This is a genomic window from Gracilibacillus massiliensis (assembly GCF_001458115.1).
Lineage (GTDB): Bacteria > Bacillota > Bacilli > Bacillales > Amphibacillaceae > Gracilibacillus > Gracilibacillus massiliensis.
In genome coordinates, this window is the sequence record NZ_CZRP01000011.1 from 58,595 (window position 1) to 81,433 (window position 22,839).

At 35.8% G+C, this 22,839-nt stretch carries 26 protein-coding genes; 17 read left to right on the top strand and 9 right to left on the bottom strand.

What is annotated here, in order from left to right:
• Positions 1–61: 61 nt before the first annotated feature.
• Positions 62–1,225, bottom strand: a complete 1,164-nt coding sequence (locus BN3107_RS04055; RefSeq protein WP_058306349.1) for a DEAD/DEAH box helicase — start codon at positions 1,223–1,225, stop codon at positions 62–64.
• Between the two features lie 193 nt (positions 1,226–1,418).
• On the opposite strand from BN3107_RS04055, the gene BN3107_RS04060 reads away from it, so the two are divergent.
• From BN3107_RS04060 to BN3107_RS04070, 4 genes are all read left to right on the top strand, one after another.
• Positions 1,419–1,733: a DUF3892 domain-containing protein gene (locus tag BN3107_RS04060; protein ID WP_058306350.1), complete on the top strand. Its 315-nt coding sequence runs from the start codon at positions 1,419–1,421 to the stop codon at positions 1,731–1,733.
• A gap of 181 nt (positions 1,734–1,914) precedes the next feature.
• On the top strand, positions 1,915–2,487 hold the full coding sequence (locus tag BN3107_RS04065; RefSeq protein WP_058306351.1) for a Uma2 family endonuclease: 573 nt from the start codon (positions 1,915–1,917) through the stop codon (positions 2,485–2,487).
• Positions 2,488–2,575: 88 nt separating this feature from the next.
• Complete coding sequence (locus tag BN3107_RS19970) at positions 2,576–2,719, top strand: hypothetical protein (RefSeq protein WP_187370994.1); 144 nt, start codon at positions 2,576–2,578, stop codon at positions 2,717–2,719.
• Between the two features lie 265 nt (positions 2,720–2,984).
• Positions 2,985–3,329, top strand: a complete 345-nt coding sequence (locus BN3107_RS04070) for a hypothetical protein (protein WP_058306352.1) — start codon at positions 2,985–2,987, stop codon at positions 3,327–3,329.
• A gap of 314 nt (positions 3,330–3,643) precedes the next feature.
• On the opposite strand, the gene BN3107_RS04075 is transcribed toward BN3107_RS04070, so the two are convergent.
• Positions 3,644–4,696 (bottom strand): oxidoreductase, encoded by a 1,053-nt coding sequence (locus BN3107_RS04075; protein WP_058306353.1) that lies wholly within the window; start codon positions 4,694–4,696, stop codon positions 3,644–3,646.
• 116 nt (positions 4,697–4,812) lie between these two features.
• On the opposite strand from BN3107_RS04075, the gene BN3107_RS04080 reads away from it, so the two are divergent.
• The 6 genes from BN3107_RS04080 (at position 4,813) to rlmD (ending at position 9,873) form a co-directional block, all read left to right on the top strand.
• A complete protein-coding gene (locus tag BN3107_RS04080; protein ID WP_231735268.1) occupies positions 4,813–5,229 on the top strand; it encodes an Lrp/AsnC family transcriptional regulator in 417 nt (138 codons plus the stop codon).
• Positions 5,230–5,618: 389 nt separating this feature from the next.
• The gene (locus tag BN3107_RS04085) at positions 5,619–5,936 is read left to right on the top strand and encodes a PadR family transcriptional regulator (RefSeq protein ID WP_058306355.1); all 318 of its coding nucleotides are present in this window, start codon (positions 5,619–5,621) and stop codon (positions 5,934–5,936) included.
• Positions 5,923–6,489: a DUF2812 domain-containing protein gene (locus tag BN3107_RS04090; protein WP_058306356.1), complete on the top strand. Its 567-nt coding sequence runs from the start codon at positions 5,923–5,925 to the stop codon at positions 6,487–6,489. Before BN3107_RS04085 ends, BN3107_RS04090 begins: the two co-directional genes overlap by 14 nt.
• A gap of 312 nt (positions 6,490–6,801) precedes the next feature.
• Entirely contained in the window at positions 6,802–7,296 is a 495-nt protein-coding gene (locus tag BN3107_RS04095; RefSeq protein WP_058306357.1) for a fasciclin domain-containing protein, read from the top strand.
• Between the two features lie 212 nt (positions 7,297–7,508).
• Positions 7,509–8,159 carry a hypothetical protein gene (locus BN3107_RS04100; protein ID WP_058306358.1) on the top strand — a complete coding sequence of 217 codons (651 nt, stop codon included), beginning with the start codon at positions 7,509–7,511 and terminating at the stop codon, positions 8,157–8,159.
• 229 nt (positions 8,160–8,388) lie between these two features.
• Complete coding sequence (rlmD, locus tag BN3107_RS04105) at positions 8,389–9,873, top strand: 23S rRNA (uracil(1939)-C(5))-methyltransferase RlmD (protein ID WP_058306359.1); 1,485 nt, start codon at positions 8,389–8,391, stop codon at positions 9,871–9,873.
• Positions 9,874–10,163: 290 nt separating this feature from the next.
• Here rlmD and BN3107_RS04110 read toward each other — a convergent pair whose 3' ends face one another.
• The 3 genes from BN3107_RS04110 to BN3107_RS04120 all read right to left on the bottom strand — a co-directional run bounded on the left by BN3107_RS04110 (position 10,164) and on the right by BN3107_RS04120 (position 12,166).
• Complete coding sequence (locus tag BN3107_RS04110) at positions 10,164–10,904, bottom strand: SDR family NAD(P)-dependent oxidoreductase (RefSeq protein ID WP_058306360.1); 741 nt, start codon at positions 10,902–10,904, stop codon at positions 10,164–10,166.
• A gap of 149 nt (positions 10,905–11,053) precedes the next feature.
• On the bottom strand, positions 11,054–11,446 hold the full coding sequence (locus BN3107_RS04115) for a MarR family winged helix-turn-helix transcriptional regulator (protein ID WP_077065047.1): 393 nt from the start codon (positions 11,444–11,446) through the stop codon (positions 11,054–11,056).
• Positions 11,447–11,737: 291 nt separating this feature from the next.
• Positions 11,738–12,166, bottom strand: a complete 429-nt coding sequence (locus tag BN3107_RS04120; RefSeq protein ID WP_058306362.1) for a MarR family winged helix-turn-helix transcriptional regulator — start codon at positions 12,164–12,166, stop codon at positions 11,738–11,740.
• A gap of 120 nt (positions 12,167–12,286) precedes the next feature.
• On the opposite strand from BN3107_RS04120, the gene BN3107_RS04125 reads away from it, so the two are divergent.
• From BN3107_RS04125 to BN3107_RS04135, 3 genes are all read left to right on the top strand, one after another.
• Entirely contained in the window at positions 12,287–12,889 is a 603-nt protein-coding gene (locus BN3107_RS04125; protein ID WP_148434658.1) for an NAD(P)H-dependent oxidoreductase, read from the top strand.
• Between the two features lie 256 nt (positions 12,890–13,145).
• A complete protein-coding gene (locus BN3107_RS04130; RefSeq protein WP_058307010.1) occupies positions 13,146–13,661 on the top strand; it encodes a DUF6141 family protein in 516 nt (171 codons plus the stop codon).
• Between the two features lie 122 nt (positions 13,662–13,783).
• Positions 13,784–14,209 (top strand): DUF2935 domain-containing protein, encoded by a 426-nt coding sequence (locus BN3107_RS04135; RefSeq protein WP_058306364.1) that lies wholly within the window; start codon positions 13,784–13,786, stop codon positions 14,207–14,209.
• A gap of 142 nt (positions 14,210–14,351) precedes the next feature.
• Here the strand turns inward: BN3107_RS04135 and BN3107_RS04140 are convergent, their stop codons facing one another.
• Positions 14,352–15,311: an AEC family transporter gene (locus tag BN3107_RS04140; protein ID WP_058306365.1), complete on the bottom strand. Its 960-nt coding sequence runs from the start codon at positions 15,309–15,311 to the stop codon at positions 14,352–14,354.
• 313 nt (positions 15,312–15,624) lie between these two features.
• Here BN3107_RS04140 and BN3107_RS04145 point away from each other — a divergent pair, with 313 nt between their 5' ends.
• The 4 genes from BN3107_RS04145 (at position 15,625) to BN3107_RS04160 (ending at position 18,921) form a co-directional block, all read left to right on the top strand.
• On the top strand, positions 15,625–17,328 hold the full coding sequence (locus BN3107_RS04145) for an FIMAH domain-containing protein (protein ID WP_058306366.1): 1,704 nt from the start codon (positions 15,625–15,627) through the stop codon (positions 17,326–17,328).
• Between the two features lie 141 nt (positions 17,329–17,469).
• A complete protein-coding gene (locus BN3107_RS04150) occupies positions 17,470–17,691 on the top strand; it encodes a nucleoside triphosphate pyrophosphohydrolase (RefSeq protein ID WP_058306367.1) in 222 nt (73 codons plus the stop codon).
• Positions 17,692–17,707: 16 nt separating this feature from the next.
• A complete protein-coding gene (locus BN3107_RS04155) occupies positions 17,708–18,379 on the top strand; it encodes an HAD family hydrolase (RefSeq protein WP_058306368.1) in 672 nt (223 codons plus the stop codon).
• 128 nt (positions 18,380–18,507) lie between these two features.
• Positions 18,508–18,921, top strand: a complete 414-nt coding sequence (locus BN3107_RS04160; RefSeq protein WP_058306369.1) for a hypothetical protein — start codon at positions 18,508–18,510, stop codon at positions 18,919–18,921.
• Between the two features lie 107 nt (positions 18,922–19,028).
• Here BN3107_RS04160 and BN3107_RS04165 read toward each other — a convergent pair whose 3' ends face one another.
• From BN3107_RS04165 to BN3107_RS04175, 3 genes are all read right to left on the bottom strand, one after another.
• The gene (locus BN3107_RS04165) at positions 19,029–19,892 is read right to left on the bottom strand and encodes a hypothetical protein (RefSeq protein WP_058306370.1); all 864 of its coding nucleotides are present in this window, start codon (positions 19,890–19,892) and stop codon (positions 19,029–19,031) included.
• A gap of 143 nt (positions 19,893–20,035) precedes the next feature.
• Positions 20,036–21,109, bottom strand: coding sequence for an ABC transporter ATP-binding protein (locus tag BN3107_RS04170; RefSeq protein ID WP_058306371.1), 1,074 nt, complete (start codon positions 21,107–21,109; stop codon positions 20,036–20,038).
• Positions 21,106–22,836, bottom strand: a complete 1,731-nt coding sequence (locus BN3107_RS04175) for an ABC transporter permease (RefSeq protein WP_058306372.1) — start codon at positions 22,834–22,836, stop codon at positions 21,106–21,108. The genes BN3107_RS04170 and BN3107_RS04175 overlap by 4 nt, the downstream gene beginning before the upstream one ends.
• Positions 22,837–22,839 lie beyond the last annotated feature (3 nt).

The following is a 22,839-nucleotide window of genomic DNA, read 5'->3' on the forward strand; positions in this document are numbered from 1 at the left end:
GTTCACTTTCAATTATGTAAATGAGGGGAGCATGAAAGCACCTCTCATTTACATTTTAAAGTCATTTATCACTTGTACTTTTTGAATCTGCTAAATTCCCTCTGACTAAAATTTTTTTTGAAACAGTTAGATTTAACTGGCGACTAAACTTCTGCAGTTGTCGCTCCTCACTTTCCGTAACAATTGCTACAACGGTTCCTGAGTTAGACCCCAGTCGTCCAGTTCTTCCAGAGCGATGCACAAATTGGTTCGTCTCTTTAGGCAAGTCCATATGTATAACATGGGTTATATCAGGAATATCTAAGCCTCTTGCAGCAACATCAGAAGCTAGTAGTAGTTCCGATTTTCCTTCGCGGAATTCTTTAATTGCTTTAGCACGCTCTTGTTTTTTTGCGTCACTATGTAAAACTCCTGCATGAATTCCCATATAGTCTAATTTTTCTGCCAGTATCGAAAGCGTTGTAATGTCTTTGACGAAAACGAGTGCTTTCATGTCTTGATTTCGTACGAGCTTCCGTAATGTTTCAATCTTATCACGTGCTTCAGAAACAAGGTACATATACTCGACATTCGGTCGATCATCCTCTTCTTTACCAACTCGAATTACTTCAGGACGATTCATTAGTTCTTCTGCCTTTGATTGAATTATTTCAGGTAGAGTTGCCGAAAAGACGAGCACTTGCCGTTCACTTAAGGTACTTTTTACAATTTTTTCGATCGTAGCTATATGTTCAGGTATAAATAGTTGATCTGCTTCATCCAATACAACGGTCTTTACATGATGCATCTTTAATTTTTTCTGGTTGATTAGTTCGTTCATTCTTCCAGGTGTTCCAATCACGATTTGCGGTTTCTTTTTCAACTTTTCAATCTGGCGTTTTACGTTTGCTCCGCCAATTAATGTAGCACTACCAATTCCACTATCTTTAGACCATTCCTGAACTTCCTGATGTATTTGCATTACTAGTTCATGGGAAGATGCTAAGATAACAACCTGTGCATTTTTTTGTGTTGGGTCGATTTGCTGCAAAAGTGGTAACAGGTAAGCCAACGTTTTACCACTTCCAGTTGGTGACTCCGCAATGATATCTTTTCCTTCGATTATAAAACGGATCGTATGGCGTTGAATGGCAGTAAGCTTTTCGAATCCAGATTTATCCCAAGCGGTTTGAAGAAACGGTTTGAGATAGGGTAATATTTCATTTAATGATTGCGTTTTATTCATTTTTACGTCTCCTTTTGTTGCATCAATTGGTGCATCTCTATTCAGAGTAATGCGGATTACTAGATACGTCAACTTGTACTATTATTTTGTGATAATTTAAATCGATTATGTGCAATCCATAGGCAGGGGAGAGATTACACATAATAATGTTTCCTTTGTCACAAACTAAGTATATCTTTTGGAGGTGTGGAATATGGATAATCAAGAATTTGAGAAAATATATCAAGACTATAAACAACAGAGTGAGGAACAAGCTCAGCAGGAAGCACCTGCATCAGGAGAGATTGGAAAAGAGCAAATTGTTGCTGTCAGGAAAAATGATGAGGGCGATATTATTGCATTCAAAACAAGTAGCGGCAGAGAGTTAGACTATGTCACCGCAATCGATGAAGCAAAAGCAGGAAACCTCGAACATGTCGACGTATTTCATAAGTATGGTCGAGACATTATCCGTAGTGAACCTGACGGTATTAAAGAAAATAATTTAGATAACTTAGATACTTTTTAATAGCACAATACTAGTAACATACTGCTCTAAGTTAAGGATTTGCCTGAAGTTGCCGATGTTAAACAAATTGAAGGAATAGCATACCGAGATGCCTTGTGTAATTGGTATGCTTAGAACTTTTCTAATGCTCATCATTCCATGATATAATAAACGTAAATGATTATAGTTAGGGTGATTTGAATTGTCATTACCTAATAAAGGTCGTACATTTACGTATGCTGATTACTTGTCATGGCCTGAGGATGAGCGAATCGAGATTATCGATGGTGTACCCTACTTACAGGCTGCACCTTCTAGACTGCATCAAGAGATATTATCTGAATTACATCGTCAAGTGGCGAATTATTTAGTTGGCAAGGATTGCAAAGTCTATCCTGCTCCTTTTCATGTAGTCTTAGACTTGGAAAAAGCAACCGAAGAAGAGAGGCAAAATGTGTTCGAACCCGATATTACGATAGTATGTGATCCAACTAAATTGGATGAACGAGGTTGTAAAGGTGCTCCAGATATGGTAATAGAGATTACTTCTCCTTCAACAGTACGAAAAGATAAAATTGAGAAATTCAATAGGTATGAGCAAGCTGGTGTGAAAGAATTTTGGCTAGTTGAACCACAAGAGCAAATTGTGAGTGTGTTTACACTTCAATCGAATCAAAGATTTGGTCGCCCCGAATTATATACAGATGACGATCAAATAGGGGTATCCATCTTTGATGATTTAATGATTGACCTGTGTTTGGTATTTACACAATAAACCAAAGTGAATTCGCTTCAAAGGATGTTACTATTTCTCATCGAATATTGTAATTTAGAAAATCTTCTGAAAGAAAGGAGAGTTTTTGTTGATAAAGATCATTGACAATCAAGGCGAAGAACATGAGTGGATGCTTATAATTGTCGCAATTTGTTCTTACCTTACCTTCAGAAAGATTTCAAAACTCGAACGATATAAAAATAAATTAAGTGGTACATTTCAACCGTATTAAAAATAGATGTTCGTATTATAGCATGAAAAACAAACATATGAGCAGAATTTTATGTTAAATATGATTGATCACGTTACTAACCATGAAAAAAGGTGATTTGGACAGATTTCCAAATCATTTTTTTGATGTTAATTATTAGTGGTCATTAACTTATTTCCTTAGTTCAATAAAAGGATGGGTAAAAATGCAGCTTACATTTAGGATTGAAAGTGGGATGCAGTTTTAATTGTAAAGAAATGTGATACAACATTAATGAGGTGAACGTATGGAAGCCATTATTATAAAGATTTTTGAGGATTGGGAGAAAAAATTAGAAAGTGATGAATGGTATTTTCAAAATGCATATGAAAGAATAACAGATAAATTAACATCAGAAGAAGCATATAATACTATCCCTGATATAGTGAATGTTTTGTTGAGAATGGAAAATAGTTTCTTAATATCTGAAACTATAGAAATATTATTAGGAATATATAACATATCCAACACTACCGAAATCCATCCCTATTTTAAAGAAAACAAACTAAAAATAGAAGAGCATCTACATAACTTTGCCGATCATGAGGCTATTAGCTTATATAATGAATTAAAGATATTCTTAAGAATATGAAACAAGTCCCCTTGGCCGAATGGTTCAAGTGGTTTCAACATTGGGTTCTCTTCATTACAATAAGGGAAAAAGTCGAATTCCTGTACGCTAAGAATTCGAATTGATATTTAAACCTGCTTCTCTACTATCTCCATTGCTAAATAGAGGTCTATTACATATATAAACTAATTTTTATGCTTTTTAGCTTATTTACTTAAAAAATGGAATCCGTTAACAGCAAACAAATTTGAAGAAATAAACCTAAAAAAAGCAGAATACACCACCAGTGCATGCTGATGGTGTAGTTTTCGTTTGCATTTGTAGGCACTTGTAACCTAATTTAAACATTTTAGTTGCTCTTTGGTGTGAAAAGGTAAGATCTCTTGATTCGCTTTCAGACGAATAACCAAATCAGGGTTGGATATAAATAATTTTCCAAATGCAACTAGGTCTGCCTGATTTTCTTCAACGATGGCTATAGCTTTATGAGGAACGATATTACCAACAGCGATAAGGGTTTCATCCCAGTATTTTCTGAATAACTCATGCAAGGATCTTTGATCATTTTTAAGTTCGTTACCATAGCTTTCTACAGAAGGATGGATAATTTTTATTCGATGTTTGGAAAGCATCTCAGTGATAGCGTGCACCATTTCCTCCGGTTGCTCCCATACATAATCTCCATCGTCATCTTTTTTTTCAGAAACTCTGATACTAATTCTATTTTTAGGGACAACTTTCTTTACTTCTTTAATAATTAGTTCTAAAAATCGCAGTCTGTTTTGTATGGATCCTCCAAATTTATCTTCACGGATATTTGATTTCTCGCTGATAAATTGATCAATGAGATAGCCATGCGCGGCATGTATTTCGATACCGTCAAATCCAGTCTCCATTGCATTTCTTGCTGCCTGTCTATAATCATCGATAATTTGATATATTTCTGACTGACTTAAAGATTTAGGTGCTTGGAACGGTTTTCTTAATCTATGCACGTGGCCGCTAGCACCTATAGCAGATGGAGCGACAGGCGGATGCCCTTTTAAAATTTCCTGATGACTTAGCCTGCCTACATGCCAAAGCTGCGCAAAAATTTTCGTTTTATATTGATGAACTTCTCTTGTTACTTTTTCCCAACGTAGTGTTTGCTGATGTGTGAATATTCCCGGAATCCCATAGGTTCCTTTGGCTAATTCACTGATGGCAATACCTTCTGTGATGATTAAACCGGCGCCGTACCTCGCTCTTTTTCCATAATAGTCGGCAATCAATTGATTGACTTCACCAGTTTCATTATCAGCAAATCCTCTTGTCATTGGCGCCATCACAATTCTATTTTCTAATGTTAAGTTTTCGATTTTGTAATCAGAGAAAATGGAACATGTCATATTTATCACCTCAGATAAAATTTTAATCCTATCCCAATCTGTTTACAATGGAATTATTAAGCTATATAATATGAAAAACTTTAAATTTTAAAGTAATGGGAGAGTGGGTGAAATCGATGTTAGATGATGTCGATCATCAAATATTAGATTTATTAAAAAGAAATTCAAGACTCACCTATACGGAAATCGGTAAACAGATAAACATGTCTTCACCTGCTGTAAAAACGAGAATGGAAAGATTAGAAGATTATGTGATCAATCGGTATACAGTAGAGGTCAATCATAATGAACTTAACAAGGGAATCCATGGCTTTGTTTTATTTAAAACAAAGAGCTGTGAAAAGTTAATGAATTATTGTAAGGAAAACAAGAATATTATAGATTTATGGAGAATTAGCGGAGAGTATAATTATATGGCTAAAGTTATATGTGCAAAAATAGAGGAGTTGGAGCAAATCTCTAAAGATACAACCCAATATGCCTTTTCTAATATACTATCAATTTTAGGAAATTATAATGTAGAAGAGGGTTAAAAAGGATCGTTCATGCAAAACCTGATGCCTAAATTATATTAGAATAAGACGGATATTTTACTTTTGGAGGAAATAGCGGATATTGAATCCCATTATAATAATAGAGAGTAGAAACGACTATTATTATACTGTACAGAACAAGGGAATCTAGCAATAGCTTAAAACCCTTCGTATCAGTCAATTGTTCGCATGAGGAGCTATGGCCTCATATTCTAAATTAAATAAGACTTTACAAAAAAGTGGATTTTCTCTGTGCGGAGAAATCGGCTTTTTTTCTTCACTTTAAACGCTTTCGATTAATTTTCAAAATGTTATTGACTATTCAGTTGAACTGAATTATAGTAGTGTTAAGTTAAAATATATAGTTGAACTGAATAGAGGGTGAGAAAATGAAACATAAATTACTGCCGTTGTCTGAAACGATGCATTATATTCTATTAGCCTTACGTGAACCACTCCATGGCTATGCAGTAATGCAGAAAATAGAAGAACTAAGTAAGGGCAGTGTGATTTTAGCTGCTGGTACATTATACGGTGCGATTGAAAACTTGAACAAACATGGTTGGATTGAACCAGTTGGACATTCAGGGCGAAGGAAAATATATAAGACTACAACTGAAGGAAGCGCCATCTTGAAAATGGAACAAGAAAGATTAACCCATATTTTATCTTTATATGAAGGAAGTGATTTAAATGAAGAAGTTTAAAGTGTTTTTTAATATTGAGAAAGAAGAACAATGGCTGAACGAGCAATTACAGAATGGTTACCGTTGCACGAATATTAGTAAATTTGGAATATACAGTTTCGAAAAAACGGATAAGAGATATGCGATTCGGCTAGATTGTCGAGATTATTTACCAAAACAAAAGTTTGAGGAATACAAAGGGATATATGAAGATTTTGGTTGGAATTATATTACGGGTTCCTGGATTGGTGGAATACGGTATTGGCAAAAAGAAGATAATGACCAAAATGATATCTTCTCAGATAATCAATCAAAAAGTAATTATTATAAAAGGTTGATGGGTTACTCCATTTGGTTGGGATCGTTATGTTTGGCCTACTGCTTTATGCTCTTTAATAATTCTGGATTATACCATGATGGCCTTTGGCGTATGGAAGGGTCACTATTTTGGAAAGCATTAGTATTTGAAACGCCATTTGTTCTTTTAAAGTTACTTCCTGTACTTATGGTAGTGCTTTTTAGTAGGAGTTATTATAAAGCTTATCAAAAGTATTCTATGTTAAAAGTACAATAAGCAGGAAGGGTTTAAGCTAAGCAAGGTAATTGAAATGACTCAAACATAATACTGTCCAATAATCAATCTCAAGTTTTCTATAATTAATGAATTTGTAAGGTGCCTATATAAAATATAAGGTGCCTTTTTTTTAGTGATTTTTGAGTGTGCCTCCCGTATCATAATTACCTGATTCTAAAGTTATTCAGAAACTACATAAAAAAACAGTGTTTTTAGTTGAAATCAGGATAAATATATCGATTATTAGAATACTACCTTTGAGAACGTTCATTTTCGATGTAGAAATTTAGTGAAAAAAGGAGGAATTTACTTATGTTAAAGAAAAAATCAACGTTAATTCTGTTTGTTGTTATGTTGTTTCTCTCATTTGAAAGTGGTGTATTTGCTGCAGAGAATTCTGAAACTGAAAATGATATTGTCGATGTTGCTAAAGAAGCAGGTAACTTTAATACATTAATTGCAGCATTAGAAAAAGCTGATTTGGTTGATACATTAAAAGGAGAAGGACCCTTTACTGTATTTGCGCCGACAGATGAAGCATTTGAAACGCTACTAAAGGAATTAGACATAACTGCTGAAGAGCTATTAGCAAGAGATGATTTGAAAGACATTCTCTTGTATCATGTGGTACCAGAAAAAGTGATGTCTGGAGATTTACAGGATGGAATGAAGGCCAAAACGCTCGCAGATAAAAAAGTGGAAATATCATTAGATCCTGTAATGGTCAATAATTCAAATGTTCTTAAAGCCGATTTAGAAACGTCTAATGGTGTCATTCATGTTATTGATAAAGTGTTGTTACCTTAAAAAAGTTGTTGGATAAGACTGGATCATCTATGATTCAGTCTTATTTTTAAGGTGATTCACGAATCGTCTTACGATAAAGAAGACTTGCCGATTGGTGAAACCAGAGGCTTAGTCGCACTTATGCCTTCAGGTGAAAGTCATCATCGGTTCGTAAACTCAGCGTGATTCCTTTATCTCAGTTGATTCGCACCTGTTACATAGGAGGCGTTATTATGGATACTTTTTTTTACGCATTTTTTGTACTTGCTTATATCATACTAATTATCTGGACTTTTAAGTCATCTCAGAAAGAGTTAACATATCGAAGTTTTCTCTATATTATCATTATTGGTTTATTCTATGACAACTTGATCTTAGCGGTTGGGAGATTTGTTGGTACAGGTGAGTTACTGAAAATATTAAGTTTATGGCGCTACTGGATACACGCATTAGTTACACCAACTTTAGTACTATTTAGTTATGGCATCTTAAAATTAGCAGATGTAAGTTGGATGAAAAGCAATATCGTAAAATGGCTATCAGTCTTAGTAACACTACTTCTTAGTGTGATTGAAATTCTGGCGGTCCTTCAATTAGAGTTAAAACCAATATGGGATAACGGTGTTCTTCAATACATATCAACTTCTTCAACTAATCATCCGCCATATATGATCATTGGAGTTACTTGTGTGTTGTTAATTGGAGGCTTTATTATATATAGGAAAACTAGGTGGAAATGGATGTTGATTGGAACAGTTATCATGGGAATCGGCAGTGCTTTGTCGTCTTTCTTGCCAAGCGGTGCTGTAACAAATGCATTTGAGTTAATTTTGCTTTTTACATTAGCGTTAACTAAAATTTATTTGGAAAAAATTCGAAGGTAGTATAGCGATAAAACTTTATCCTGTGGCAGAAAAAAAGTTTTTACGTTGTAATTATCGATCTAATCCTAATTCTTTTCATAATCACTATTTATTCTCATGAGCAGTAAATAGAAGTTGGACTGTCCCATCCAGTATTTGGGAACAGTCTTTTTTTGCACTAGTTAGATTTACTACTGCTATGAGATAGTATATAATGAGAAATTAAAGAAAAATGAGATAGGAAGAGACTATGAATAAAAACAAAAAGAGTCGAAATAAGCCGGGAAAAAAACACAATCATTCAAATAAAACATATGGAAAAAAGCGCTCCGGACAGACGACTAAAAAGAACGAAAAATCCCAAGGTAAGTCAAAAACTAATAAACGTCAAGCTAATAAACAATCTGTAACAGCAGAGGTAACCTGTACGGGTCTGACTCAAGAGGGGAAAGGCATCGTTCAATGGAAAGGAAAACAGCTGGCAGTAGAGCAACTATTGCCAGGGGAAACGGCTGAAATTTCTGTATTTACTAACCGTCAAGATGTGAATCCAAAAGTGAAGCGGATCATTAAAACGTCGGATGATCGAACCAAGCCACCATGCCCCTATTACTATGAGTGTGGTGGATGTCAGTTGCAGCATATGAACAACCAGGCTCAGGAACGTTTCAAACAAGAAACAATCGATCAACTGATGAAACCCTTCGGTAAACCGGAACCTATTTTAACGATGGACCACCCATATGATTATCGGAACAAGAGCCATATCACATTTGGTCTGAATCAGGAACGGCAAATTATTGGTGGGCTATACGCTCAGAATAGTCATCAGCTTATTTCGATGGATCGGTGTCTGATTCACGATCCGAAAGCGGATGAGATCTGGAATACAATTAAGGACATGATGAAGTCGTTTAAAATGCAGCCGTATAATGAAGACACTGGACGTGGTTTCCTGCGCCACGTATTGGTGAAGGTGGGCAAGGTAAGTGGTGAGATTATGGTAGTGCTGGTTGTAGCTTCACCTATTTTTAAAGGTAGTAATAATTTTGTAAAAGCTCTAAGGAAGGCTCACCCCGAGATTACGACCATCCTCATGAACGTGAATAACCGGAAGACAAGCATGGTTTTAGGGGATCAAGAGAAAGTGTTATTCGGTAAAGGAACAATAACAGACACCCTTTGTGGAATGAAGTTTGATATTTCCGCAAAATCCTTCTATCAGATTAATCCGGTCCAGACAGAAAAGCTGTATTCAAAAGCAATTGAAATGGCTCAGTTGACTGGAAAAGAAACCGTAATCGATGCGTACTGCGGGATTGGTACCATTGGTCTGATAGCAAGTCAGAAGGCTGGTAAAGTCATTGGTATAGAGTTGAATAAGGATGCTGTTCGAGACGCCATCCGCAATTCAAAGCGCAATGGCGTGAAGAATGCCCGCTTCCACCAGGGAGACTCTGGTGAATTCATGATGGAGATGGCGGCACGTGGTGAGAAAGCGGATGTAGTCATTATGGATCCACCACGAAGCGGGAGTGATAAAGCTTTCTTATCTAGTGTCGTTCAGCTCAAGCCAAAGCGTATCGTCTATGTGTCCTGCAATCCGGTGACACAGGTACGCGATTTAAAATATTTAGTACAGAATGGTTATGAGGTAAAAGAATTGCAGCCAGTGGATATGTTTCCACAAACGGTTCACGTCGAGTCCGTGGCGCTGATGGAGTTGAAAAAGTAAAAAAAAAATAAACTCTTTGAATCAAAATATTATCAATTTTGGCCGTAGAGTCATTCAGCCACAAAGCAAACCACCAGTTCACACCGGTGGTTTTAGTTTTAGCGAATTAATTGGCATAACTCCTTTTTTGGAGATTAGCGACTTATTTTTAACCACTAGTCAAATCCTATATTTCTTTTTGAAAACTTGCTCTTGTACTTGATTATTGCCCTTAACTAAATGACATTTGTTGCAATAGGTTATTTTTTATCTATGAGAAGTTTCCTCGCTCACGGATTATAGAGAGCGGATCAAGCAATAACGAGTCCTCCGTCAACTGCGATGATTTGTCCTGTGATCCAACCCGATTCAGCCAAATGAACAATCCATGTTGCAACATCATCCGGCACACCGCGACGCCCTAGAGGGATTGTTTTACGCTCCTGTTCCTTAACTTCATTGATTTGCTCATCGCTAAGACCCAAACGTTCTTTAAGAAATGCCGTTTCGACAGGACCGCTCGCGATCGAATTTACACGAATTCCCTTCGGAGCGAGCTCAAGAGCCCAACTGCGCGTGAGGTGTTCAATAGCAGCCTTACTTGCGCCATACAGCGATAACCCAGCTCCCGCCTTACTTCCGTAGGTACTGGATATGTTGATGATTGTTCCTTTCGTTTCAGCGAGGCTTGGAAGCGCAGCTGAAGCAAGCAATATCGGTCCAGTGACATTTATAGAGAAAATATCATTTACCGATTTTGCATTCGCATTTTCGAGCGGCTGAATGGTGCCACCGCCAGCATTATTCACGAGAATATCAATACGTCCCCAATATCCAAGTGCTGCTGCAACCGTTTTGGCTGCTGAGTCTGGATCACTGGCGTCTGCCACAAATGTCTTAATGTTCGAATTAGTAGCTGCAGCTTCTTCCAATTTGGTTTTAGTACGTCCAGTGATAAGTACTTTTGCCCCTTTTGCAGCTAACATTTGAGCTGCAGCCAACCCAATTCCGCCACCGCCGCCTGTGATGATCGCAACTTTGTCTTTAAACATGATCCCATCTCCTTAAACTTATTTTTTTGTTCATTCTCCACCTTTTAGCTCTAACAATACGATAAACGTTAATTATTAAATAGTTAATTGGTTAATGATTAATCAATTAACTATTGAGGGAAACTGTCCTTAAACAGGACAGGCGAGCTTTACTTACCTATTTTTTTTAATAAAGTTTCTAATTGTTTCTGTTCTTCCAAAGTAAGTTTACTTCCTACATTTTGATCGATAGTCTTTTCATATACGGGCCAAAAATCCAGTATGATCTCATGACCTTCAGGTGTTAAATTAACTAGAGTTCTTCTCCTATTTTCAGGGTCGAAACTTCTTCGAATGCGACCTGCTAGCTCAAGAGAATTTAATAAATTACTTATGTTCGCCCTTGTAACTGCAAGATCGTCGCTTAACTCGGAAGGGACCATTGCTCTTCCGCTAGACTTGAGAGCAACTAGCACGCACCACCTGCCTAACGTCAGATCGAACTTTCCTAACTGTTCCTCTAATTGTTGAACCAAATGATGATTTGTTTTATAAAGTGTCAAAAAAACGCTTACTGATTGAAGCGGTTGTTCAAAAGGACGCCATTCTTCGATAGATGTTACCTCCTTTCAAATAATTAAATGGTTAACTATTTACTCGCTAACTATAATATTTGCTCATCCTATTGTCAAGTTTGGAATTCCCTCGAAGATAAATACAAGTACCAACTGAAATAGCGAGAGTTATATCGAACAGACTAATTGCTGGACAGTAAAAAACGGAGTAGATTGCTAAATAATTTGAACGTTAGAGCTTAATGAGACCATAGAGTCACTCAAAGTGGCTGGCTCCACTTAAGCAAAAAATTTAGTTTGTAAAATTTTCATTGCTTCTTCTATTTCTTTTAGTTCAGAGTCAGTCAAATTGCTAATTTGTTCTTGAAATTTTAACTCAAGCTGATGAAAAACGTTATCCATTAACTCTGTTCCCTTTTCGGTTAGGTGAATGTCAAATTTGCGACGATCATCCGGATCAACAATCTTTTCGCATAGCTGGCTTTGAATTAATTTTTTTAGCTCACGGCTTGAATTAGGTAAAGATAAATGCAAGCATTCACTGATTTCACTAAGAGTTACCGGTTGGCTAACTGTAATGAACTCTAATATTTTGTATTGAACGGTAGTTATATTTTCAATATTAATTTCTTTTGTCAAATCATTTGTCACTTGATGTACAGATGTAGTAAATCGAACAAACTGCTGGAAAAGCTTACTCTTATCCATATAAATCACCTCAATTACAAAGTATCAAATATATTATCAAAAAACAATTATCAATTGACAACTAAATATAAATGGTGGTATTATTTAGTTATCAAATGATAACCAATGAGGTGTTTAATAGTGAATGTTCTGATTGTTTTTACGCATCCAAATCATCAAAGTCTGAGCTACGCATTTTTACAAGAAGTACTTCGAGGATGCGAGGAAAACCATGATATACAACAAGTTCAAGTATTAGATTTATATGAAGAAAATTTTGATCCTGTCCTTAAATTTGGTGAGAAAAAGAAAAGAAGAGATATGTATAAAGATCCGGATATGGAAAAATATCGGAATCAACTATCAGGGGCTGACAAGGTTATTTATATCTACCCTATATGGTGGGGAAGGCCACCTGCTATGTTAATGGGGTATATTGATAAAATGTTTGCTTCAGGTTTTGCCTATAAAGATAATGGTAGTTTGTTACCGGTCGGTTTGTTGAAAGGAAAATCAGTCGTATGTATTTCCGTAATGAAAGGCCCAGCTTTATATCCAATGTTTTGGCTGAATAACGCACATAAAGTTTTAATGCGTAAGGCATTATTTCGATACGTGGGTATTAAAAAGGTAAAGTTTTTTGAGTTTGGAAATATGGAAAATCCAAAGGGAAAGCACAAAGAAAAAATAAATAAAGTATATAAATATTTTCAAACATTGAATAACCGTAGTATACTATCATAAAATCTAACTTCTAGTTGACAAAAGGGAAATTCAAGAATCTTAGATATGAAATTTTTAAGTAACATATCAACACTCATACCATGATGCATATTGCATTTGTAACAGAGGTGTTTTTTAAAAGAGAAAAGCAGGTGCTTAATCAGTTCCTGCTTATTAAGTTTATAAACAATCCATTGAAATTATTTGGTATTATTATAGTGTGATAATTCATCAAGAACAAGCGGTATAGAATTGTTAATCCAATGGGGTGTTGAAAATAGAGGAGCAAAATAAAGTTGTATTTAGAGAAATTCAAAAACCACGCTCAATACTATTATGGATATTTATTTCTGTGTTTATTTTTTCAATCTGGTATAATTTCATTCAGCAAATATTTCTAGGTAAACCAGTTGGTACTAAACCTGCACCTGATGTGTTTTTAATTTTTCTCTGGTTATTTTTTTGTATTATCGTACCTATAATTTTGATGTTTTTCACAAAACTTATAATAGAGGTTCGTGAAGATGGGCTGTATATTAGATATATGCCTTTCCATCTCCACTATAAAAAGTTTTTGTTTAAGGAGATAAAAGATTATGAAATCATCACTTATAGTCCCTTAAAACGTTTTGGTGGTTGGGGAGTTCGATTAAATCTTAACGGAGAAAAGGCTTATAATATGGATGGTAACAAAGCAATAGAGTTGGTAATTAAAGGTCAAACTATGGTGATTGGTACTCGTCAGCCAGAACAAATAAAAATTGCGATTGATTCTTTAACAAAGAGACAGTAATAATCTCACTTCAACCAGTAAATTAGATGTGAAGTTATCTAATGTAAGTCCCATTAAAAGTTCTTATTAAACAACCTTCGAATATATATTTATAAGCAATAAATTATTTGGAGGGTTGTATCATGCAATATTATTATGGTAACCAAATGCCTTTACGTGTTCTTGACGAAGCGGAGTTTTGGAAACATCAAGAAGAGGAACATACGGTTGTTATTAGAGAACTTGTAGATAATCTTGAACAGAATTATGTAAACGAATTAAAGGAATGGGAAAAAGAGTTTGCTAATGCACATCACAGAGTTATAAGGTATATTGAGACTGTAAATCGTTCAAATGGGCAAGTTTCTCCTGCGCTCTACAAAGATATTATCCAGCTCATTACATTTTGTCTTCAACAAAGCCAACAATTTATCAGCTTTTGCAGTACAATGATGGAAGAAAGTGAACCTATCAGCACCAATCCTACAGCCAAAGTTGTTTTGAATCATATTATTGTAGAATCAGAATATTTTATCGGCGTTGCCCAAACGATTTTGTATCAGCAGTAGACTACAAACTTTATGTGTCTCGCAAATGATGAGGTAGTCTATCCAATAAAATCTCCACCTTCAAATTTCCTTAGAAATTAAGGTGGAGTACTTTTTGTATGAATTTATTGAAAAAAGTAGTTTCAACCCTTTATAAATTTTATTATAAGAAAATTAAAACAAATGCAATCGTGAAAATAGAAAGAACCGTTGTGACCAATATATAGAGTGGTACTTGTTTAGCCATCGTATTATATTTTTTTGCAAATACATACACTAATGCGCCAGTTGGTACGGCAGAGAGCAGAATCACAGATTTCGCCCACATTGCATTTTCTGGTTGAAAAACAAAATAAATATAAAATAGAGCTAATAGTGGTAAAACAATTAATTTTAGCCCCACCAACGTTATCAATTCAGCCAGTTGGTAGTTTTCATTCTTTAATACGTTTCGTTCGCCAGATAACCCCAGCCCCAAAGCAAACAGAGCAGTTGGCCCTGCTGCTGGACTAAGTATTTCAGTGAATACATAAATAGGCTGAGGGACAGGAATAGTATTTAGTGCTATCAATACACCTAATAATAAGGAAGCATTAATAGGGTTAAAAAATATCGATCTAACAATTAAACGTAGCAAGTGTGTTGGACCATTTTGTTGCTTGTTTTTCCTTATTTTTGCTAGTTCGAAGGTTATGATAATAAAAGAAATAATAAGTACGTCATAGACAAAATTGATAATGGCAGCTGGAATTGCAGCAGACTGTCCAAAAGCCGTGATCAATAGAGGAATTCCTAGAAATCCTGTGTTGCCATATGTAGTGATCATCCCGTATAAACTAAGTTCTGGGAAATTTTTTTTGAATATAAAACGAAAAATCAATATAGAAAAAACATACATAGTGGAGATGATACAAATATTTAATAAAATAAAATTCCAATTTAATAATTGCTCAACAGGTGCCGTTGAGATCGATAAGAAAAGTAACGCAGGTAACGAAAAGTAATAAACAAAATTATTTAAAGCAGTCGTACTATTAAATGATATTATAGAAAGACGTCCAGCCAAAAAACCACACAAAATGATAGAAAACAACGGAATGACTACTCGAAACAACTCAGCCATCACTCACACCTCCTTGAAGTGTTTCTTTATGATTTGCGATTTAATTAAAAATTACTAGCACAATCATACGCTATTACTTTTTCCTAAGCAATTGTCTAATCTATCAGTCTATTTAACCATAATGTGTCATAGTACTTAAGAGGAAATCCGTTCACTTAGTTAAAAAGGAGCGAAATTCTATTAATCAACATTATTAATAATATTTTCATGTTATACTGAATCTATCAAAATTTAGGAGGTGTATAAATAGGTTGTTGTTGTAGGATAGTCACTGTTTTTAAAAGCGCTTACAACGAAGGGAGTTTTATGAAAAATGTTAAAGAGAATAGTAGTTTTGTTTTTGCTAGTTTGCTTTTTCTTGTTATTAAACGTACCTTCAGCCTTCGCATCTGAGGAAGTGACCGAAACAATGTTACCTTTTATACTCAAAAATGAAAATTTTGCTTTCCACGAACGTACGGATGCGCTCATTATTGATGCAGGCAAAGAAGTAGATGGCTCTACGCTTGATACCTCAGATTTTGATGTTCATGTGACCACTACAAGAAAAGTCGATCCAGATTATGTGGGATATGACGGACCCCGCGAGGTAATTGATGTGTATACCAGTGAAGTGAATGACTCTGGTTCACCAACTGATAGTGGAAGATATATTGTGGTTGATTTTCCTGACGTTGGATGGGAGGATGGTGGATCCACCATCGCTGACGGATATACATTTGACTTAGAGTACACGCTAACTTATAAGGGAGACGAAATTACTTTTGTGGATGGATCTTCCCTGGTACCTGAAGGATTTACTCAGGATGATATAGTCAGTCCTGTTCTTGACAAGTATCAGTATGCAAACTATGAAGGACTTGATTACAGTTATTTTTATAATGAAGATGTGGATGAACCATTACCCTTAGTAGTTTTCTTCCATGGGGGTGGACAGGGCAACGATATCTATACGCCTATCAGATTTAGCAACGGTGGAACTGTTTGGGCTAACCCGGAGAACCAAGAGAAGTATCCAAGTCATGTACTGGCTCCTCGTAATGCTACAACGCCAGAAGACATGCATAAAGTTAAGGGTGTCATCGATGACATGATAGCGGAAGGAAAAGTTGATCCTAACCGAGTCTATATTACAGGATTCTCAATGGGTGGAGGCTCCACATGGACCTTTATGAAAACTTATCCTGATTTTGCTGCAGCGGCTGCACCACTTTGTCCAGCAGGTGGGCCTGATGATGTGGCAGATGCCGAAGCAGTAGCATATTTGCCTGTTTGGTCTTTTGTAGATGAAGGGGATTTTCTTTATGACGCTGTTGTTGAAATTGACGAAACTTATGGACCGTATATGAACGATTCCTTGTTAACGATATTGCCAGAAAACAGGTTGGATGAACCACCTTATAATGGTCACGTGTTTGATGGACATGCAGTGTGGCTTCCGGTCTATAATGAATATGAGCACCCAGAACGTGGCATGCTCATTGATTGGTTATTTTCAAAGAGCAAAATTCGAGATATATCGGATGTAGAAGTTAATACTGTTTCTGGTGTTGCTCCATCGTTACCTGAAACAATAACTGTTGATGTCAATTACAGCGCTACAGGAATTGCATCAGAAGAACGAGCAGTTGATTGGGAAGAAGTTGACTCAGATTATTATGGCAACGATGGCCCAGGAGTATTTGAGGTTGAGGGAACTGTAGAGGGAGCAATTGAAAAGGTGACAGCAACTGTTACAGTTGAATACAGAAACCGTATTGCCGATCTTAAAGAAACAGTAGCCGACTTAGATATTGTGCGAGGCAATAAGAATGCATTAATGGCGAAGCTAAACAAGGCAGAGGATTTTCTGTCCGATTCAAAACATGACAAATCTGCACAAGCGATCAAACAATTGGACAACTTTATCAAACAGGTCAATAATTTTGTGAAACCTGGTAAGCTAACGGAAGAACAGGCTGAAGAGTTGATTGAAGCTGCAGAAGAGTCTGTTAGACATATAATGAATAAAATTTAATTTTTGAAGAAGTAAAAGGACCGCAAAAGTGATTGGATTTTTGCGGTCTAATTAATTAGAATATACGATCGTAATTATTAATATCGGATACATTGGAAAGGATATTACTTGCATTTATTTTAGTATTTGCGGAGGGTATTTATGCCTGTATATAACAAATTAGTAAGAGATAACATACCATCTATAATTGAAGAAAATGGACAAAAATGCAAAGTCGAAAAACTGAAGTCAGTTGACTTTGTTAAAGAATTAAAGAATAAGTTTCAAGAGGAATTAGATGAATATTTAGAGACAGATAGTGATAATGATGCAATTGAAGAGCTTGCTGACATTTTAGAAATAATTCATACATTAACAATATAGGAGGATAAAAATTACAATGATTAAGGCTGCTATTTTTGATTTAGATGAAACCTTACTTAATAGAGGGAAAGCAATTGAGCAAATGTTTTTAATGATTTTAGGTAAGTGTTATGAGGATGTTAAACATTCAGTAAAAAATGAAATGTTGGAGAAATTCAAAGAATATGATAAAGAAAGCTATGGTCATAATAATAAAATGAAAGTTTTTGAATCATTTTTTGATGAATTCCCACCAAAATATAGATTACCACGCAATGCCATTCAAGATTTTTGGAATAATAACTTCCCTAATTGTTTTACCATAAACCCAAATACTATAAAAATAGTAAATAAAATAAAGACGCAAGCTAAAGTTGCAATGATAACAAATGGCTCAGCTCAGAGACAACGAGATAAAATAAATAATACTAATTTAAATAGTTGTTTTGAAATAATAATTATTTCCGATGAAGTGGGATTTAGCAAACCTGACAAACGAATATTTGAATTAGCATTAAATAAGCTTCATGTAAAACCCGAAGACTCATTATTTGTTGGAGATGACATAGAAAAGGATATTGGAGGTTGTCAAAATGCAAATATAAAGGGCATATGGTTAAACCCGTATAAGTACAAGAACGATACCGACATAAAACCATATGCCGAAGTCAATTCTTTTGATGAAATATTAAGTTATTTTTCATACTGACTGTTTTACTTTAGTTGCAAGTAACGCAATGATAAATTACTAGACGTTATAGTTTATCATAACAACTGCATAAATCTTCCCCAGTTTCATATAAATGAATTAATCATAACTGACTGGGGGGAATATTGATGTCAAAGATAACAGAGATTGAGCAATCTTCTGAACTATCTGAAGAAATGTTAAAGAAATACTATTATTTAAACATTCAGAAAAAAGAATTAGAGAAAGAAATCAATCAGATAAAAAAGCAGATACACAATTATCTAGATGTAACTTTTGGTAATGAACAAAAAGGTGAAGTCCAAAGAGGAAAATATAAGGCCCAGCGTATTATTCGATCTTCCGTAAATTACGATCAAGAAAAAACAGTAGAAAAATTAGAAGAATTACATTTAGCAGACTTCATCTTACAAGTAAAACAACCAGACATTGAAAAATTAGAAGCGGCAATGAAAATAGATATAGTTGATGAAGAAGAGTTCAGCAGTTGCAAAACTAATAAACTGTCTCAAGCCATCACAGTGAAGGAAACAAGTGTATAAATATGACATTGTTTGGATTTAAACGATCCAAACATTTTTTTGTTAAAAAGCGGGTAAGAGATAAAAAAACCGTACTTGATATGCTCAAGTACGGTACAGCTTTTAGTTTACTTTTTTGATACTTCAAATAGTTGATAGTATTTATCTTCATCAAGTTCCTTAAACTCCAGATCAAGAGCTAACAAATCGTACGCTTCCTTATTCATTTCTTCTACTGTAAATGGAATTTGTCTTTTACTTGCTAGTTCTTTCATTAGAATAGTGTTTTCAAGGTTTGATTTATCAATCAATGTAAAGTTGTAAGTGGAATGCTCGTTATCATGTTTGAACTCAATCGACCAAATAAAATGAGGGGATCCGCCATACCGTGCATGGCCACCCGGTGAATAATCAGGATCTAAATTAATAGAGTCTATTTGATCAAATGAAACAGTGGTTTGATTCCCTAACCAATTACTTCTGACAAGTCCATCTTCAGGGTGAACACCTCGATAATCTTTAAACATTAAATAACTGAAGCAGATTAAAAATACTGCGAGACTAATAATCAATTTAGTGATGATCTTTTTACCTTTTGAATGAGGTACAAAAAATCGGTAAAAGAAAAGTGTGCAAAATACAAAAAAACTAAATAATTGTAATCCTCCGATCAAACTGCTGGATTTGGGACGAAATATAATATACTCTTCAGCGTTAAACACTTGTTTTTTTAATTCATCTATGGATATAAGAAAATTAAAGCATACAGGAACAAACAGAAAGAAAAATAAATATATCCAGATCCAATACATCTTTTTATTCTTAAATTCTGTCCAGGAACTTCGTATGATTTGCCCTGCGATAAAGAGTGGAAGGCAAAATACCAAGATGCCGATTAAGGCTGCAATGCCATCTTCAAAGAATAAGGTGGCAGATGCTACTCCGAATAAGACACTAATTACGATAATTATAATTCCTATTATTTTCCTCATAGAATCACCCAGTTTGGTTACGATTATATAGCGGAAAAAGTTTCATATGGTTTGATTATGTTAAACTTAAAAAATTTAACAGTTATAGTTTAACATAAATACATATAATCGCTCGAAGTACCCCTACATCTTCCATTCTGGAATCATAAATAAACAACATTCCGATTAGCTTCTCGCTCTCCTACTTTTAACTGTAGCTTGACTTGCTGCCCTAATTGAAACTTTTGCAGAATATCTGTATGTACAAGCCAGGCTTGACCATTCGCCTGCACCGTGTAGTGGATTTCTTTCCCTTGGTATTGAACACTTGTGATCACACCATGGATACCCTCTCGGTCATCCTCCATAAGTGTTAATTGTTCTGGTCGAACTGGATAAATTCCTTGTTTCTTTAATGGGACTGAAACACCTAAGTCAGGCCATGTGAGATCGGGATTGGACGCTGGTGTAAATTGATCTGCCTCCCATATACCATCTATTAAATTAGCTTTGCCTACAAAATTAGCAACAAAAGATGTGTTGGGCCGACTGTAAATTTCTTGAGGTGTACCAATCTGTTCGATCTCACCCTTATTCATGACAACGATCCGGTCTGCCATGGCTAATGCTTCCCCTTGATCATGGGTGACATAGACTATCGTTGCGTTTGTCATTCGGTGCAGCTCTTGAATTTCCTTGCGCATCTCCATCCTTAACTCTGCATCCAAATTGCTTAGTGGTTCATCCATTAATAACAGCTCTGGTTTTGGTGCGATGGCGCGACCTAATGCGACGCGTTGCTTTTGGCCACCAGACAGCTCACTAGGCATCCTGTTTGCTAGTTCTGTTAATTCTATAATTTCCATTACCTCATCAACGCGTTTTGAGATATTGGAACTAGCGTCTTTTGGTACATAAGCATGATGGAGTAGCGGAAACTCAATATGTTTTCGCACGTTCAGATGTGGCCAAAGGGCGAATGATTGAAAGACCATTCCGATATTTCGTTTTTCTGGTGGGAGTGTCATCTTATTATCACTTACTCGCTGGTCCCCAATCGATATATTGCCACTTGATGGAGCATCGAATCCTGCCAACAAACGGAGTAGGGTTGTTTTCCCACAACCAGATGGACCGAGTATGGCAATAAATTCTCCGTCTTCAATCGTTACATTTATTTTCTTTAATGCGGTTGTTTGATCAAAGCGTTTCACCAAATTTTCAATAATGGTTGTCATGTTCGTTTCCCTACCTTTCTGTTCCAATAGGATTGTGCCAAATAAAGAATCATAAAGCCTAGAATGATCAGCATAACGATCAAACTTGAAAAAGCCGTCGAGTATGTGGTGTAACCTGCCTGTTCAAAGCCAAAGATCACAACACCAATCGTTTCTGAATTAGTGGACCATAGCAATGATGACACTGTTAACTCAGTTAAGGCACTTAAAAAAACAAGGAATGCACCACTTAAAACACCGGGAGTAAGCAGTGGCAGTAAGATTTTTCGCCATTTCGGCCATCCCTTCGCACCACTTACATGTGCAGCCTCTTCTATGGAAAGGTCCACTTGCATCACAGCGGTAATACTGCCTCGTACTTGTAAAATGAGAAATCTCGTAATATAAGCAATAAAAAGAATGATAATCGATCCATAGATACCAGGATTCCAACCGGGGATAGGCTCCATCCAGGCAAAGATCATCGCTAATGCCATCACTGTTCCTGGTAGCGCATAAGGTAAACTGATCGAAACCTCTGTAAATTTACTTAAGGAATTAGGCTTTCGCACACGAAGGTAAGCAATAGCTGTTCCAAGTATTATACCAATGATCGTTGTAACTCCTGCTAGCATAACACTATTTCCTAGAGCTTCTTTCGCTTTCGAACTTGTAGTTAAAATAAATTGATAGTTTTCGAAATTCATTGTTTTTAAGGAAAAATCAACACCGTAAGCAGTAACTAGAGAAGTCATTCCCATCGAAATTAATGGAACGACACCGGTAACAAGGAAAAACAGCCATATAACAAACTCTACGGGCAGCTTTTTCTTTCCTAAAAAGTAGCGGGGGTGTTTGTCTTCCATTGTCGTTTCCAATCGTTTGGATTTTCGTAAAAAAAACCATTGAATTCCCGTTCCAAGTAAAGCCAGGACACCTAAGATTACAGAAAAAGTTGCAGCTCTTGCAAAAGCGGAAGGACCGAATCCGACTACTTGCTGATAAATATATGTACTTAACACATTAATTTGGGCTGGGATACCAAGGAACGCCGGTATCCCGAAGTTATCGAGATTGGCTAAAAAGGCAAGAAACCCTCCACTAACTATACCCGGTAATGCAAGAGGCATATTAACCTTACGGAATGTGGTCCAACGCTTGGCGCCTGAAGCACGAGAAGCGAGCTCAAGTTCCCTTGGTATTTTGCGAAACACGCTAACGGTAAGCAAGTAAACTAGCGGATAATGGGAAAAGCCTAAGACGAAAATAATGCCTGCCAGACTATATAGATTAATAGCTTCTACTTCAAAAGGTAAAAGAGATGCAAGTTTGACGTAAAGTCCATTCGTTCCTAAAAATTGTGTCCATGCTAGAGTTGTGATATATGATGGGATCACAAAGGGCAGGATAATAAAAATTTGCATCAGTCTCTTTGCTCTTATATCTGTGTACGCGACTAACCAAGCTAGTGAAATACCGATAACAAGAGAAATAACGGTTGAACCTGCGACAACAATAAGCGTATTGGACACAACTTTCCAAGTGCTTGCATCCTGTAAAATGGTTGTGTAATTTTCGAAAGATAGCGTTCCCTCTGAACTAAAACTGAGCATGATTAAGCGATAAATCGGTAAAAGAAAGAATACACATATCGCAATAATTCCTAAAAGCTTGAAGATATTTTTATTAGAAAAAAGAGAATGTAATGCCAGATTTGGCATTACTTCTCTATTGTTATTATTTTTCATGCT

Coding starts and splice junctions, on each gene's coding strand:
- BN3107_RS04055 (WP_058306349.1), bottom strand. CDS start 1,225: ATGAATAAAACGCAATCATTAAATGAAATATTACCCTATCTCAAACCG.
- BN3107_RS04060 (WP_058306350.1), top strand. CDS start 1,419: ATGGATAATCAAGAATTTGAGAAAATATATCAAGACTATAAACAACAG.
- BN3107_RS04070 (WP_058306352.1), top strand. CDS start 2,985: ATGGAAGCCATTATTATAAAGATTTTTGAGGATTGGGAGAAAAAATTA.
- BN3107_RS04075 (WP_058306353.1), bottom strand. CDS start 4,696: ATGACATGTTCCATTTTCTCTGATTACAAAATCGAAAACTTAACATTA.
- BN3107_RS04080 (WP_231735268.1), top strand. CDS start 4,813: ATGTTAGATGATGTCGATCATCAAATATTAGATTTATTAAAAAGAAAT.
- BN3107_RS04085 (WP_058306355.1), top strand. CDS start 5,619: ATGAAACATAAATTACTGCCGTTGTCTGAAACGATGCATTATATTCTA.
- BN3107_RS04090 (WP_058306356.1), top strand. CDS start 5,923: ATGAAGAAGTTTAAAGTGTTTTTTAATATTGAGAAAGAAGAACAATGG.
- BN3107_RS04095 (WP_058306357.1), top strand. CDS start 6,802: ATGTTAAAGAAAAAATCAACGTTAATTCTGTTTGTTGTTATGTTGTTT.
- BN3107_RS04100 (WP_058306358.1), top strand. CDS start 7,509: ATGGATACTTTTTTTTACGCATTTTTTGTACTTGCTTATATCATACTA.
- rlmD (WP_058306359.1), top strand. CDS start 8,389: ATGAATAAAAACAAAAAGAGTCGAAATAAGCCGGGAAAAAAACACAAT.
- BN3107_RS04110 (WP_058306360.1), bottom strand. CDS start 10,904: ATGTTTAAAGACAAAGTTGCGATCATCACAGGCGGCGGTGGCGGAATT.
- BN3107_RS04120 (WP_058306362.1), bottom strand. CDS start 12,166: ATGGATAAGAGTAAGCTTTTCCAGCAGTTTGTTCGATTTACTACATCT.
- BN3107_RS04135 (WP_058306364.1), top strand. CDS start 13,784: ATGCAATATTATTATGGTAACCAAATGCCTTTACGTGTTCTTGACGAA.
- BN3107_RS04140 (WP_058306365.1), bottom strand. CDS start 15,311: ATGGCTGAGTTGTTTCGAGTAGTCATTCCGTTGTTTTCTATCATTTTG.
- BN3107_RS04145 (WP_058306366.1), top strand. CDS start 15,625: ATGTTAAAGAGAATAGTAGTTTTGTTTTTGCTAGTTTGCTTTTTCTTG.
- BN3107_RS04150 (WP_058306367.1), top strand. CDS start 17,470: ATGCCTGTATATAACAAATTAGTAAGAGATAACATACCATCTATAATT.
- BN3107_RS04155 (WP_058306368.1), top strand. CDS start 17,708: ATGATTAAGGCTGCTATTTTTGATTTAGATGAAACCTTACTTAATAGA.
- BN3107_RS04160 (WP_058306369.1), top strand. CDS start 18,508: ATGTCAAAGATAACAGAGATTGAGCAATCTTCTGAACTATCTGAAGAA.
- BN3107_RS04165 (WP_058306370.1), bottom strand. CDS start 19,892: ATGAGGAAAATAATAGGAATTATAATTATCGTAATTAGTGTCTTATTC.
- BN3107_RS04170 (WP_058306371.1), bottom strand. CDS start 21,109: ATGACAACCATTATTGAAAATTTGGTGAAACGCTTTGATCAAACAACC.
- BN3107_RS04175 (WP_058306372.1), bottom strand. CDS start 22,836: ATGAAAAATAATAACAATAGAGAAGTAATGCCAAATCTGGCATTACAT.